General features: G+C 37.1%; 11 protein-coding genes and 2 rRNA genes (1 of these 13 only partly in view). 5 read left to right on the top strand and 8 right to left on the bottom strand.

The features are described 5' to 3' along the window. Nucleotides 1–159 precede the first annotated feature (159 nt). From trhA to IGJ23_RS01605, 5 genes are all read right to left on the bottom strand, one after another. Nucleotides 160–807, bottom strand: coding sequence for a PAQR family membrane homeostasis protein TrhA (trhA, locus tag IGJ23_RS01625; RefSeq protein ID WP_025480259.1), 648 nt, complete (start codon nt 805–807; stop codon nt 160–162). Nucleotides 808–905: 98 nt separating this feature from the next. Further along, complete coding sequence (locus tag IGJ23_RS01620) at nt 906–1,733, bottom strand: class C sortase (RefSeq protein ID WP_207433253.1); 828 nt, start codon at nt 1,731–1,733, stop codon at nt 906–908. A gap of 33 nt (nt 1,734–1,766) precedes the next feature. After that, nucleotides 1,767–3,644: a SpaH/EbpB family LPXTG-anchored major pilin gene (locus IGJ23_RS01615; protein WP_207433261.1), complete on the bottom strand. Its 1,878-nt coding sequence runs from the start codon at nt 3,642–3,644 to the stop codon at nt 1,767–1,769. After that, the gene (locus IGJ23_RS01610) at nt 3,641–5,050 is read right to left on the bottom strand and encodes a SpaH/EbpB family LPXTG-anchored major pilin (RefSeq protein ID WP_207433263.1); all 1,410 of its coding nucleotides are present in this window, start codon (nt 5,048–5,050) and stop codon (nt 3,641–3,643) included. Before IGJ23_RS01610 ends, IGJ23_RS01615 begins: the two co-directional genes overlap by 4 nt. Beyond that, complete coding sequence (locus IGJ23_RS01605; protein ID WP_438774550.1) at nt 5,050–8,556, bottom strand: SpaA isopeptide-forming pilin-related protein; 3,507 nt, start codon at nt 8,554–8,556, stop codon at nt 5,050–5,052. The genes IGJ23_RS01610 and IGJ23_RS01605 overlap by 1 nt, the downstream gene beginning before the upstream one ends. A gap of 354 nt (nt 8,557–8,910) precedes the next feature. Between IGJ23_RS01605 and IGJ23_RS01600 the strand changes: the two genes are divergently transcribed. Then, complete coding sequence (locus IGJ23_RS01600; RefSeq protein WP_207433274.1) at nt 8,911–10,401, top strand: helix-turn-helix domain-containing protein; 1,491 nt, start codon at nt 8,911–8,913, stop codon at nt 10,399–10,401. A 53-nt stretch (nt 10,402–10,454) separates the two neighbouring features. Here the strand turns inward: IGJ23_RS01600 and efp are convergent, their stop codons facing one another. Then, complete coding sequence (gene efp, locus IGJ23_RS01595) at nt 10,455–11,018, bottom strand: elongation factor P (RefSeq protein WP_010720208.1); 564 nt, start codon at nt 11,016–11,018, stop codon at nt 10,455–10,457. A gap of 357 nt (nt 11,019–11,375) precedes the next feature. Between efp and IGJ23_RS01590 the strand changes: the two genes are divergently transcribed. The 4 genes from IGJ23_RS01590 to IGJ23_RS01575 all read left to right on the top strand — a co-directional run bounded on the left by IGJ23_RS01590 (nt 11,376) and on the right by IGJ23_RS01575 (nt 14,800). Next, nucleotides 11,376–12,293 (top strand): PLP-dependent cysteine synthase family protein, encoded by a 918-nt coding sequence (locus IGJ23_RS01590; protein ID WP_207433276.1) that lies wholly within the window; start codon nt 11,376–11,378, stop codon nt 12,291–12,293. Between the two features lie 55 nt (nt 12,294–12,348). Beyond that, nucleotides 12,349–13,497, top strand: coding sequence for a cystathionine gamma-synthase (locus IGJ23_RS01585; protein WP_207433278.1), 1,149 nt, complete (start codon nt 12,349–12,351; stop codon nt 13,495–13,497). 163 nt (nt 13,498–13,660) lie between these two features. Continuing rightward, the gene (locus IGJ23_RS01580; RefSeq protein ID WP_010720211.1) at nt 13,661–14,119 is read left to right on the top strand and encodes an S-ribosylhomocysteine lyase; all 459 of its coding nucleotides are present in this window, start codon (nt 13,661–13,663) and stop codon (nt 14,117–14,119) included. 210 nt (nt 14,120–14,329) lie between these two features. Then, a complete protein-coding gene (locus IGJ23_RS01575) occupies nt 14,330–14,800 on the top strand; it encodes a glutathione peroxidase (RefSeq protein WP_207433280.1) in 471 nt (156 codons plus the stop codon). A 53-nt stretch (nt 14,801–14,853) separates the two neighbouring features. Here IGJ23_RS01575 and rrf read toward each other — a convergent pair. Both rrf and IGJ23_RS01565 read right to left on the bottom strand, forming a co-directional pair. Beyond that, nucleotides 14,854–14,969, bottom strand: a 5S ribosomal RNA gene (rrf, locus tag IGJ23_RS01570). A gap of 93 nt (nt 14,970–15,062) precedes the next feature. Then, nucleotides 15,063–15,211 (bottom strand): 23S ribosomal RNA (locus IGJ23_RS01565) (it continues 2,765 nt past the right edge of the window).

Genomic DNA, 15,211 nt, shown 5'->3' with positions numbered 1-15,211 from the left:
TCATACAATCTAGTGAAAGCAACTGCTCCATCAAATAAAAATACGTTTGGTTGCGATCATTCCATCGAAACCAAACGTATTTTTTAATTTAATCCTTCGTTGTAAAAAGGAGAGCTATTCCTTTGTTCATCAGAAAATTCATTCTTAAATTGATTTTACTTAAACCACATACCCAAAGTAAACGGCTAAAAACATCAATGATGCACCTAACATCACAAATAAGTGCCAAATAACATGTGTGAACCTCTTGCTTTTCATGCTATAAAAAATTGAGCCAATCGAGTAAGCTAACCCACCAGCGACCAATAAAAGTAAACCGGTCAAATTGATGTTTTGATAAAGTTTCGGTAAAACGATCACGATTCCCCAGCCCATCACATTATAAATAATCGTTGATACTTTAGAAACCTGACTGGCTTTCGCTAAAGTCAAACACTTGTAAATGATCCCGATAACTGCTGTTGCCCAGATTACACTAAGTAATAGTACACCAGAAAGTCCCTGAACGATTAACAGGCAAAAAGGCGTATAGGTCCCGGCAATCAGTAAATAGATCGAACAATGATCGAATATTTGAAACACTTTTTTTGCTTTTGTAAAAATCAAGCTATGGAACAACGTAGAACTGAAAAAAAGCAAAAACAGCGAACTGCCATAAATGATAAACGCAACATAATCGAGGGTTGAATGAGCTTGTTCCATCAGCAAGTCAAAACAAATGAGACTTAAAAACGCTGCAATTCCATGGGTGACGGCATTCAACACTTCATTCACTATTTGATACTTCCGACTAAATTCTACTTCCATTTTTGTATTTCCTCCAATCATTGATGCCTTCTTCTCATAAACCTATTATATACTGTTTATAAGACTTTTACATCTAGTTTTCAAAACTATATTAAAACTTAATGTTTAAAATAGCAAATGAAACACACTATCCCGACCACTAGCAAGCCAATCAATACGAATCCAAGAATCAAAAGAGATCGTTTTTTTTGGCTATTGATTTTCTTGTCTTCTTTTTCAATGTCTTGATCTTCATAGGGAATACGGTGTCCTCGTACCAGCAACCGGTGACTATTGACCATATAAGGGGTACACGTTAATAATGTAACTAAATCCTGCCCTTTTTCAATCATCAGATCATCAAGATCTGTAGGCTCAATAATTTTGATTTGATCCACTTGATACGCTAATTTACCATTCTGACTTTCGATAAAAAACAAATCGTTTTTCTCTAGTTGATCTAAATCCGTAAATAGTTTGGCTTTGGGTAATCCACGATGACTGGAAAGAACGGCATGAGTACTTTCACCCCCAACTGGATAAGAGGTTCCTGCCAATAAAGAGGCACCTTTTTCCAGAAAAAAAGAAGTCGTTTGGTCAAAAATCGGTAGTCGCACATTGATTTTCGGGATTGATAACACACCAATGGTATGTTTTTGGATCGTTGATTGTGTTACCTTCTCCGGTTCTTCTTCGGCGAATGGGTCAGAGCCTGGGGAAGAATTACTTTTTGCAAGTTCTCGATTTTTTTCTAGATATTTTTGTTGGATTTTCTCTAACTCTTCTGTCTTTTGTTGTTGTGCTTGTTGTTGGTATTTTCTAATGATTTGTTGATCCAAGTAATCATTGATATGATCACTAACAAAAGGATACATAAAAATTACGATTCCTGTGATGAATAACAAGGTCATGAAACTATCCAAATATCGCCGCTTTTTGTTACTCATTGATCGTCATCCTTTTTTGACTAGTTTTTCCTTTTATTGATGGGATTTTTTTACTTTTACAAAATAACCAATACCCATGATTAATAAGATCGTACCAATTGTTAGGTAAAGGTAAATCCCTTTGCCACCTGTAGAAGGTAATGTTCCTTTATGCTTGTTTGGTACCTTTTCTGGTGAAATGACTTGTCCAGACAAATGATAAGATTGTTCATCGACTACAAATGAAAGGCGGTTAGTCAACTGTACATAATTTTCTGGTGCCTTGATTTCTTCTAAATAGTAGGTTCCATAAGCTAATCCAATGATGGTAATCAACCCATCTTTTTCAGTAGTAAAAACAGTCGCTTTTCCTTGCTCTTTCGTCCAATTAACGGCTTTCGTTTGAGGATCAATCAACAAATAGTTCGCCTCACTTGAATCTTGGTCTCGAACAACAAAGCCAGCACCTGCTAACGGCTGGTTTGTCGAAACCGCTCCATCGACTTTGATAAACTGCTTACCACCTGTAACTACTTCAACAGTTGGCGGTGTTTGGTCTTTCGTATAGTCGTTTTCTACATTTGCTTCATTTTGATATCCTGCAGTTGGATTTGCTTGGTCATTCAAATACATATAATAAATAAATTTCAATGTTCCTCCAGGCGTTAAAGAAGGAATGTACGCTGGATCAACTGCCACCGTAAAGCCATTTTCTTGCTCAATCACTGTATAATGACTTGGATCGATTGTTGTTTCTCCATCGTAAAGTGCATAGCCATTGGCGCCATTGACTGCATGATGAAAAGTCAATGCTGCATCGTGTTGATCGATTAAATTGAATTTCGTGTATTTGTTCATTGAACCTTCTTTATCAGCAATTCCTTCGGGAAGATTGACCTTGATTTCATACTGGATCATTTCGCCAATTGCTACATCTTTGCCATTTAATTTTGGCGTACTTTTTTCAACTTTTGATGTATCATTTTTAATCGTTTTTTCGACAGGCGTTTGATTATTTTCGGTAATTTCAAATGCTGTTTTCGTTTGACTCTCAATCAATGCGGCGTTATCTGGTGCCTTCACTTCTTCCAAAAGGTAGTGACCAACTTCTAATCCGTGAATTTCCATCTGACCTTTTTCACTGTTTTCTTCAATGAAGTCAGCTGTTCCGATATGATACGTTTTCCCAGTCAAAAAAGATTTAGCAGCGGTTTGATCAGTTGTCCAAGTATAAAGACCGTCTTTCACACTATGAAGGTATTTTTTTACTGATCCTTCGGTTTTTGAAATGTTAAAGGCTGCGCCATTCAATGGTTCATTTTCGGCTGTCCCCACTTTTTTGACTTGCAATACCCCATTATTAGAAACAAGATTTTTAGGATATAAATGAATCGTGTCTAATTCTTCTGTACCATACTGATAAGAGCCGTCTGGTTGTTTGATCATTTCATAAACAGGAAAAGCCAATACCATATTGCCAGCTGCGACTACTCCTGCTTTCGGTTCTTCTTTGATGACATAAACCGCATCTTTTCCGTTTTGAGATTTTGGCAATTCCAGCGTTACGCTTCCTTGTGCATCTGTCGTTCCCGACGTGATAGGTTCTCCAGGAGTCAGCTCTTGAACTGCTTGTTGCGCTTCTTCGACTGATTTACCATTATTTCGTTGTTCATAAAATTGATTCGTTACATTATAAACAGTAAATGATACATCTCCTAGACCTTGATATTGGTCAAACTCTGTCATCTCTTTCCCACTGTTTTGAATAACATTGGGTAAAGAAAGTGCTTTTTTCTTATGCAAGATCACTTGTGCAACTTCTTGATCGGTAGCTGCAAAGACAGGCGATTGCCCTACCCAGCTACCTAAAACAGCTGATAACACGAATAATATTCCCCAACAAATGTCGATTGCTTTCCACTCTTTTTTCATTTATTTTCACCTTTCTTTCTCCATTTCCACAGACTGATACTAACTAGTATTAGCCCAACGATGACATAAAACTGGCTATTTTTTTCATTTGTTTTAGGCAGCAAACCGAAATCTGCTTTACGATTCTTTACCTTCAAAGGATCCGCCTGTTGTCCGTTTTGCTGAAACGAATTTTTTTCAACTACAAAAGGAATTAGCTCTTCACTTTTGATATAACCTTTCGGTGACTGAATCTCTTCAAGGTAATAATTCCCGTCGGTCAACCCTCGAACTGAAAAATTCCCTGATTGGTCGGAAGTTAGTCGATACGCTCCTTCACTACTCATTCGCCAAGTAACGCCTTCCTTCGTTTGATGAAGGTATTTACCTCTTTGATTTCTTACTAGAAATACAGCGCCTTGTAGAGGTCTTTGATTTCGACTATCAATTTTCAAAAAATGCTTTCCTCCCGTACGGATCGCAGTTGATCGTTGGAGGTACTCACGTTCTGTAGTGACCGTGACGTTATTCTTCAATTCCTCGTCTGGAATTGCTGTCGCTGATACTTGCATCTGATAGGTAATCGAAAGTGGTTGTCCAACCATTTTTTGGAGTGTCTCTTTAGCCAATGTCAATTCAAAGCCATTTTGATGAGAAACCATCTTATACCCGGAATGTATTTCTTGTCCGCCAATTTTGAGTTTCCATGTATCAGGTAAGAAGAGCAAATGATCATCAGCTTCATCAATGAGTTGATAGCTTTGACAGTCAGAAACAATGGTATCTACTGTATAAGTGACGATTTCACCAAACGAAACACTGGAATCTCCTTGGATCTTTTTTTCCAAAAAAGAAAGTGGAGTCGTTTCTTCGTTCTTAGGATATAAATGAATCGTCTTCAATTCTTGACCTTGCTCATTATTAATTGGGAGTACCACAACTAAATTGGCTGATTTTTCTTTGACGTTTACTGGTGTCTTCGTTTCTTGAAAAAGATACACTTGATCTCTTCCTTGTGCATCTTGCTTTGGTAATTGAAATTGAGCGATACCAGCTTCGTTACCAACGGTTTTGGTGATTTGTTCTGTTACAAACGTTCCGATCTCTTGTCCCTTTTTTGCTAATTGTTGTTGTGCTGTTGTGACATCGATCCCTCGTTCTCTCAATTGATAGAAAGAAGCTGTGACATCATAAACCGAAAAACTCACCTCATTTAGTCCCTGAGCTTCTTGGAAGAATACTTGCTCTTCACCCGTATTTTTTTGTGGATCAGGTAAATTCCCTTCCGTAAACAGAAGTTTATGCAAGATAATCTGTACTTGCTCATTCGAAGATTGATTCGGAATATTTTGAGCCGCACTTCTTTGCGATCCAATCGTCAACAACAACGGAATGAGGAACAAGATATACCAGATTCTTTTTTTCATTACGCCACGCCCTTTCTTTGTTTTTTGAAAAAGGCAACGAAACATGTGCTGCTTATCGCAAGGAAACCAGCTAAATAGAACCAGATACGACCCATTCCGCCAGTCTCAGGTAAAGGAACTTTGACTTGATTGGTAATCGTTAACGTAATTTGATTATTTTCGTCTCCAGCTACTAATCCACTTTCTTGTTTGGACCCATCCACGGTCACTGTTCCATCTTCCTTCACCACGATCAAGACTGGCTTTTTCAATCCTTGATACCCATCTGGTGTTTTGGTTTCCGTTAACGTGTAAGAACCAGGTTGAAGGTTTTCAAATGTAAATGTATCCGTTGATTCACCTGCTTGAGGTAGTTCGACACTTGACCCTTCCCCCTCTAGTTTAAAGCTAGCCCCTTTTAATGATTGCCCGTTATCTTGTTTTTTATAGACCGTAAGATTAAAAGGTTTGAGATGGTTTTGATGCTGTAATGTCCACTGCGGATCTACCTCAACATTTTCATGTTCATAGTGGATCGTGCCATATTGATCAATCGTCCATTCATAATTCCCAGCAATCGTATCATAGCCAACGGGTCCTTTCGTCTCTACCATTCGATATTCTCCTGGTTCCTCTACTGTAAATTGAGCCAGTCCCGTTAGTTCCGATACTTTTGTCGCTACTGTTCGATAACTATCAGCAGCATCTTTTTTCTGTAATTCAAAAGTAGCACCTGCTAAGTGGACTTTTTCTGACCCATGAAGCGTATATTTGTGAATCGCCAAAGGAATTTTTTTGAAAGGATTTTCGATCGTTAGAAGAATCGCCTGTTCCTCGATTTTTGCGGATTGTCCGTCAATCGTTACCTTTCCTTCGGCTGATACCGCAATCTTCCAGGTGTTTTTTTGAGCAAGTTCATGGCCGTCTGGTGCCTGTACCTCTGTAAGCGTATAGGTTTCCCCTTTCATTAATCGAACATCAGCAGGCAAGTGATAACTGCCATCTTTGTTATCGATCAAGCGGATCGTTTTAGATTGACCAGTTAATTCGAAAACTGCTCCTACAAGATTTTTTGCTCCAGATGAAGAATGTTTGGTGATGTTCAAATCAAATGGTGTAAACTTTTTAGTATTTTTCCAAGTCGTATCGTTGACTTTAGCAGCCTCATAACCTTCAACGGTCATTTCGTTACTTGCTTGATAGTTAAACGCTTGTCCTTGGTTATTAAATTTTGGCAACATCATGTTTTCTTGATAGTCAGTGCCATTACTTGCTGAGAGTAACTTGATGTCTTCACGTCTCCAAGTTCCCTCGGTATCATTAGTTGGTTTATTTAACTGGATAAATCCCGTTTGCCAACTATTTTTATCTGTTGTTGGCGTTCGTTTTATTTCATAAGTGATTTGATCTGGTCGTAGGCTAGTATCATGATCATATTCTTCCCATTCTTTTGTGAAAGACAATGTTACGCCTGGTGCTTTTGCAGAAGGAACGCCAAATTCAACAATTGTTGAAGCATCCGCCGTCGGTTGCAAGGTTGTTTTTTCATTCATTTGGTACCATACATCGGGTTTAAACGTTTTACTTTCAGTTTGGATTCGTACCTGATAATGGATTTGAATTTCCTGATCTTTCCCTAAATATAGCTGATTGCTTTGGATCGTTGAACCAGAAATACCAATCGTAGGCATTACTGCGACAGCATTTTTCCCTACATCTTTGATCGTGAGGGTATTTTCTTCGTAAACAAAGGGTTGAGCAATCGGATCAATCACTTTTCCATTACTGATGGTTCCAGCAATATGAACCGCTTTTTTCGCTAAATAATCAGAAATATCTGTGGCACGATCAGCCGATTCGTAATAGAATTGACCAGATTCATCCGTTGATACCATTTTCTTCATATTTGTTTCCACATCAACTTTTGATAAGCCAGCTGGAATATCTGATTGCAATTGGATTCCTAAGCCATGGATCTTGATTCCTCGTTCTTTCAACGCTAATGCTTCGCCAATCGTCGCTATAAACGTACTCCGAATTTGCTTCTCTCGATTGTTTTGATCTGGAACATCGTAATATCTACTTAAAAGAGAAGTATTTCCGGCTCCTTCTCGTACATCGCTAAATTCAGTTCCATAATAACTACCATCTTGTTCTGTAAACACTTTGTTCACGTGATAGGAGTAGGTTGGCACACCATCCGTTAATAACACAATCACTTTTTCATGATTATTTTGTTCAGCCAACATCTCACCAGCTTCTCTCAACGCTTTTTGAGTAAAGGTTCCCCCTTGTGTCGTTGAAGGAGTGATCGCTTTAATCTGATTTTTTACAGAATTGAATGAACTTAGTGGGATTGAACCGTTGTTATAACCCACACTAGAATACCCAATATAGCCAAGATTGACTTTTTCAGCTATACCACTATGGTCAAGGGTATCTACAAAACTATTGACCCCTCGTTTCACTTCTGCCAAACGATTGTCTTCATTCATACTGCCTGACCAATCAACTACTAATACAACGTCTACAGGTGAAAACTCTTTTTGAACGTTCCCACGTACATTTAAAAAAACATCGTATAATCCTGGTGTAGCCGTTTCTCGTGCATATTTACGAATAGCATAAGAGGATTCTTCTCCTGTCCCCCCGTATTCAATATAAGAATTTGACCGATTAGATGGGTCGCCATTCCATGACGTTACACCATCCCACTGACCATTTTGATTTCCTTGATGATTGAGAACCGTTTCGTTTCCTGTCGGCTGCCACGCTGCTTGTGGGTAGACCCCAGTAGAATCGTTAGTATAATTTGGTACGATAGGTGTGACAGTTTGTTTATTATTTCCAGCAGAAAAGAGAGCGGGAAACTCAAACGGACGTACAACCTCTTCTTTTGTCTCTTCTTCAAGATCTTGTTCCTTTGCTTGCTGCTCTTCATTTCCTCTTTCTGTTGATCCCTTTGTGTCTGCTTCGTTAGATTTAGTCGATTGCTCCGTTGTTTCCGGCGAAGTTTCCTTATTACTTTGTTGCTCTAATGTATTATTTTCCAGAAACTTAAATGATTCCTTCACAATCGGCGTGAGTGCTTTTCCTTGCTCATTTTCTGCCGTTTGTTGTTCCAATAAAACTTCTACGTCAACTGACTGATTCTGCTTGATGCCTGCAAAAATCCACTTCTCGTGATACTCTTGCTTGAAAAATTGGCTAGTTGTGAGCCATTTTCCACTAGTTTCATTAAGGTATTCCGTATATTCAGTTGTTGGAATTGGTAGAAGCATTTCTTTTGTTTCTGAATCAATAACCCGTACCAAGTATCTATGTCCTTGGTCATTCTCAGAAAGCCCTAATTCGATGGTCAATTGTTCCGCAGATTGATGAGCTTGGACTTGGCCATATTCATTAGCCATTATTTCCATAGTAGCCTCATTACTTGCTTCCACAAGTTTCCTATTCTGAAAGAAAAAATTGAGTACAACAATGATTCCTAAAGACCCTAACAAAAAGAATAATTGTTTCTTTCTCATAGATATCCTCCTTAAAAATTATTTAAAATTCAGTTAGATAATATAAAAAAAGAGAAAAAACCTCTATTTTTTCTCTTTTTATTCTCATTCAATTTTTAAGTGGATTTTTTAGTTATATTAAATCTATAGAAGATATGTAAATAAGAAATATATCTATAAACGTTATGTTATTTTTATATAATGATGTAGTTTATATTTTCAAAATAACTGATCGAATAGACTTGGTTTTGAAACACTGACTTTCTTCTCATTTCTACAATTACTGAAAAAATATAAAAATCTGAGATACATATTTACAAGATGATAAAAATGAGTTAATAATAATAATACTAAATTAGAAAAGATGGTGATTTATTGATCGAGCAATTATTGTTAGATGATCATTCGCGAGGAAAATTAGCTATTTATGGTCAACTATTGACGTTATCTCCAGGAGAGCACTTGATCGATAACCTAAGAGAAAACTTAGAAACAACAATCAGTATGGTTAAACTAAAAAAAATCCTTGTTTCTATTCAGGAAGACTTGGAAAAGATAAGTAATAAACAATTATTAACGGCTAAAAATAAGTTGATTATTCGTGAAAGAATGATCCATTACAATCAATATCAAAATTTTTTAACCACACAAAGTATCCCTTATCAGTTATTGCTTAGTATCATCAAGAAGCAAGATGAAGATCTTGCTTCTTTTTGTCAACGCAACTATATTAGCCGTTCCACTTGTTTTCGCCAAACCAAAAAATTAGCGCAGTATTTTAAAGACTATCATATCACTTTGAACTTAACGAACTTAACACTAACAGGTTCGGAAATGCTGATCCGGATTATGTTTTTTAACTTTTTTTGGTTTGTTTCATTAGGTGAAAGTCTAGATGATCTCTATTTTAGCGATGATTTAAAAACACTATTTGAGTTATACGAAGCGGAACACCTGAAAGATAAATATGCAATCGGCAAGAAGCAAGCTATGCTCCATTGTAAAATCAATCTTTTACGAATTAAAGAGGGTCATTTCACTGATATTTATAAATTAACTCCCACTTCTTTTATCCCTAGTGGAACAGATCTTGAATTTTTTTATGATTTCTTTCAACTTGCTAATTTGAAGCTCGATATTTTAGAAATCAATTCCCTTTTTTATTTGTTCTATTATTGGCCTTTTCTAAATTCCAAATCAGATGTCCAATTACCAATCGTGGAACATTCTTATCTGCAGGCGAACAACCATTTAAAAAAAGTCTTGGAAGAGTTTGAAACGCATTGTCAAAAATATATTAGTAATTTCAACTTTCATGAAGAGCCTTCCCTTCATGCGAATATCTACCTTTCATTGTTGAATTTTACTGTATTCAAACAAAAAATCCCTTTAACAACCTTTTTTATTTCTACGTATATCCAAAAGAAATATCCTATGATCCAAATTTTAGCTACTAAAATCGAAAGTTATTGGAAAAAGATTGCGAATCGTAAAAACTTCCTTTGGTTAAAAAATTGTAGTAGTGAATTAGCTTTCATCCAAGCTTGTTTACTTTATCCGTATTATACCAAGCTGGAAGAAGACTATAAATTGAAAGTTGGCTTTATCAACGTTTCAGAATACTTGATCACTTATGAGATATTTAATCTAGGTGAAAAGATTCCTTTTATCGAGATTGAAAAAGCCCATCTGCCACTCACGAAACAGTATGATTTTTATATTATTGGTTCACCCTTGCTTATTCCTCCAGAGCTAGACCCAGCAAAATATGCGGTCATTGATTTTTGTCGTTACAATGATTTTGAAACGGCATTGTATCAACGACTTTCACATGCCCACCATGAAAAATTAAAAAAACAGCTATAAATAAAGGCTTTTGCTCAAGTATCCTACTGGATCTTGAACAAAAGCCTTTATTATTATTTTGATGCACGTTTTACGTATGTGCCTTCTGTTGTATTGATTTCAAGTAGTTCATCTGTTTCGATGAAGTCTGGAACGTTAACGACTAAACCTGTTTCCATTGTAGCTGGTTTACCAGAACCAGTCACGGTTGCTCCTTTAATTGAAGGTTGTGTTTCAACAACACGCAAAACAACCGTTGTTGGAAGTTGAACACCAATCACTTCGCTGCCGAAGAATTGAATTTTTACTTCCATATTTTCTAAAATATATTTCATTTCTTCTTCTACAGTCTCTACTGGAATTTCATATTGTTCATATGTTTCAAGATCCATAAAGAATGCTGTGTCGTCCATTGTATATAAATATTGTACTGGTTTCGTATCAATATGTGCTTTTTCAAACTTTTCTTCTGGTCGGAAAGTTGTGTCATATGTTGCTCCTGAACGAACATCTTTTAGTTTCATACGCATCACAGTGTTTCCTTTACCAGGTTTGTGGTGGCTTGCGTCTAAAACTTTAATTAATTTACCGTCTTGAACAAATGTCATACCGGCTCTTAAATCACTTGCTGAGATCATTATTTTTGCTCCTTCTTAACTTAATCATAATCAACTTTATTGTATCAGACAACTGCTTAGAAAACTAGGGAATTATCTATTTTTAAGTTTTACTCTTTGACTTTCTCGTTTAATCATGCTATTTTTAATGAAATTCATTTTTGGAGGGACTTCACATGACAAACAGCAAATCAAAACAAATGAATATTTGTTGTTGTATGGTGCATAAAAGCAGCATACGATTTGTCATGTCTATTAATAGCCCTTCATAAATTGGTATTGCCTTCTTCCGTTTTCCAATACTTATTTCATGATTTTTTCAAGGAGCTGATTTAATAGTCAGCTCCTTTTTATATTCTATTTTTTTAGGAGGGAATTATGATCATTACAACAATCACCGAAGCAATTGGTTCCACCCCGTTTTTTAAATTTACTGCTAAAGATTATCCTATGCCCCAACATTCAGCTATTTATGCGAAATTAGAGTATTTGAACCCTGGCGGAAGTATCAAAGATCGACTCGGTCATTATCTGATCCAACAAGGGATTCAAACCGGACAGATCACAAAAGAGACAACAATTATTGAACCTACTGCTGGTAATACTGGAATTGGTTTAGCATTAACTGCTTTAAGTTATTCTATCAAAACAATCTTTGTTGTTCCTGAAAAATTCAGTATGGAAAAACAACAAGTGATGAAAGCATTAGGCGCAACAATCATCCACACACCAAGTGAACTGGGCATCGTTGGTGCGATTGAAAAAAGTAAAGAATTAGCGAAAACCATTCCTCACAGCTTTCTACCAATGCAATTTGAGAATTGGGCGAATCCCATGGCCTATTATCAGACGATCGGACCGGAAATTAGTCAAGAACTTACAGAACCAATCACTAGCTTTGTAGCGGGGATTGGTAGTGGCGGTACGTTTGCGGGCACCGCTAAATATTTAAAGGAACAAAATGCAGACATTCGTTTAATTGGTGTCGAACCAGAAGGCTCAATTTTGAATGGTGGTACTGCTCATAGTCACAAAATCGAGGGAATTGGCGTTGAATTTACCCCACCATTTCTTGCTGATATCACCATAGATGGTTTTGAAACGATTTCTGATCAAGAAGGCTTTGCTTACACGAAGCGACTAGCCAAGCAACAAGGTCTATTAGTTGGTAGTTCTAGCGGCGCTGCTTTTGCGGCAGCCTTACATGAAGTCCAACGATTACCTTTAGGAAGTTCAGTGGTAACTATTTTCCCAGATGGAGCAGACCGTTATTTATCAAAAGGAATCTATTCATAAAACAAATAGTCGTTTTGACCGAAATACAGATATAAAAAATTAGGAGGAACAAATAATGCATATTCAAACAAAACTAATACATGGCGGAATCAGTGAAGACCCTACTACTGGAGCAGTTAGTGTTCCGATCTATCAAACATCCACTTATCGACAAAATAGCGTGGGAAATCCCAAGCAATATGAATATTCTCGTTCTGGGAATCCCACACGTTTTGCCCTTGAAGAATTGATTGCTGAGTTGGAAGGTGGAATCAAAGGATTTGCTTTTGCCTCTGGTTTAGCCGGTATTCATGCAGTCTTCTCTCTTTTTCAATCAGGAGACCACATTTTATTAGGCGATGATGTTTATGGTGGTACTTTTCGACTCTTTGATCAAGTCCTAACCAAAAGTGGTCTGGAATATACAATTGTCGATACGAGTGATTTGGCACAAGTAGAGCAAGCCATTCAACCCAATACAAAAGCACTTTATTTAGAAACACCAAGTAACCCGTTATTAAAAATCACTGATCTCCAAAAAAATAGTCAACTAGCAAAAAAACACCAACTGATAACAATCGTTGATAATACTTTTGCCACTCCTTATTTCCAGAGACCACTTGACTTAGGGGCAGATATCGTCTTACACAGCGGGACAAAATATCTCGGAGGACACAGTGATCTCGTCGCAGGTTTGGTTACTACAAATAATGAAACCTTAGCGGATGCTATCGGCTATTATCAAAATGCCATTGGCGGTGTATTAGGGCCACAAGACAGCTGGCTACTTCAAAGAGGAATCAAAACATTAAGTGTACGAATGGCAGAACATCAAAAAAATGCTTTTGCGGTCGCACACTTCTTAAAAGAACGCCCTGAAGTTGAACAAGTCTTTTATCCTGGTTTGGTCACTCATAAAAATCATGAAATTGCGCAAGCACAAATGAGTGGTTATAGTGGCATGGTTTCTTTTACACTAAAAAATGAACAGGCTGCCATTCCTTTCGTTGAATCTCTCCAATTGTTTATTTTGGCAGAAAGCTTAGGTGGTGTGGAAAGTTTAGTTGAACTTCCAGCAGTGATGACGCATGCTTCCGTTCCTAAAGAAAAAAGAGAAAAAGCTGGTATCAAAGATGGATTGATTCGCTTGTCTATGGGAATTGAATATGAGGATGATCTGATTGCGGATTTAACTCAAGCATTTCAGCAATTAGAAGAAAATTAACGATTGAAAGAAAAGATAAATTTCATTTCAGATTGCTACACCTACAAAGAAATAAGTGATAGAATCTAATTGGAAGCACTGTGTTTATCGAAGTTTCTTCTAGGAGATGCTTACTTGATGCCGATAAACAAAAATGATTACCAATAGTTAGGAGCCTTAAGTCATGAAAATGAATGTAGAAAGTTTTAATCTTGATCACACGAAAGTAAAAGCACCTTATATCAGAGTAGCTGATAAAAAAACTGGGGAACACGGCGATGTCATTATCAAATATGATGTTCGCTTCAAACAACCGAATAAAGAGCATATGGATATGCCAAGTTTACACTCTTTAGAACATTTAACTGCGGAATTGATTCGTAACCACGCAGATTATATTGTTGACTGGTCACCAATGGGTTGCCAAACAGGTTTTTACTTAACTGTTTTGAACCATGAAAGTTACGAAGATATTTTAGATGTCCTAGAGCAAACAATGAAGGATGTACTAGAAGCAACGGAAGTCCCTGCAAGCAACGAAACCCAATGTGGCTGGGCAGCGAGCCATACATTAGAAGGTGCGCAAGCACTCGCTCGTGAATTTTTAGAAAAACGTGATGAATGGTCTCAAGTCGAAGCATAAATTGTCATACCCATTGAGAAACCCATATACTATCAGATATTCACTTCAATTTTCTGTAACAAATCGTTTCCTAGTAAGCGAAACTTTTGACAAATAGTTACAAATTAACCATATTTATCAGTAGAAGAGATTTTTTAGCTAAGCTCTAAACGAAAACAAATGATTTTGTTGATGTTTAGAGCTTTTAAACTATCCAGAGGAGGAAAGATGATGAGTATCTATAATTTTACGGTCACTTTGGAAAACGGAACCTCTTATTCGTTAGATAAGTACAAAAACCAACCGATGATCATCGTGAATACTGCAACAAAATGTGGATTAGCTCCGCAATTCGAGCAATTAGAAGAACTTTATGAGCGTTATCAATCTCAAGGGTTAATTATTTTAGGGTTTCCTTCCAATCAATTCAAACAAGAAGTTGCTTCTGCTAGCGATGCTGCGCAAGCCTGTCGAAATACCTATGGCGTTACTTTTCCAATGCATCAAATCATTGATGTCAATGGGCCGAAAGCAGATCCACTTTTTGACTATCTAAAAAAACAAGCCCCCGGCACATTATCAAATGCCATCAAATGGAATTTCACTAAATTTTTGATTGATAAAGACGGGAATGTCGTTGAACGGTTTGCCCCTCAAACGACACCCATGAAAATGATCAATGCCATTGAAGCTGTTTTATAATATTGAATAACAAAAAAAGCAGATGAACTAAATTCATCTGCTTTTCACCATTTGCGTGGCGACGTCCTACTCTCACAAGGGGCAACCCCTCACTACAATCGGCGCTAAGAAGCTTAACTTCTGTGTTCGGCATGGTTACAGGTGTATCCTTCTCGCTATCGCCACCACACTGTGGTGTTATCATTATTGAGTTTGCTTTTGCTCACTCAAAACTGGATTTGAAGTATTTCGTAAACTCTACCGAGTTTTTTTCTTTACCAATGTGGTTAAGTCCTCGATCGATTAGTATCAGTCCGCTCCATACATCACTGTACTTCCACTCCTGACCTATCTACCTGATCATCTCTCAGGGATCTTACTTTCTTAAAGAAATGGGAAATCTCATCTTGAGGTGGGCTTCACACTTAGATG

The organism is Enterococcus sp. DIV1682a (assembly GCF_051711005.1).
Classification (GTDB): domain Bacteria; phylum Bacillota; class Bacilli; order Lactobacillales; family Enterococcaceae; genus Enterococcus_B; species Enterococcus_B hirae.
The sequence above is the reverse complement of the archived record's forward strand: the minus strand, read 5'-3'. Positions and strand labels throughout refer to the sequence as shown.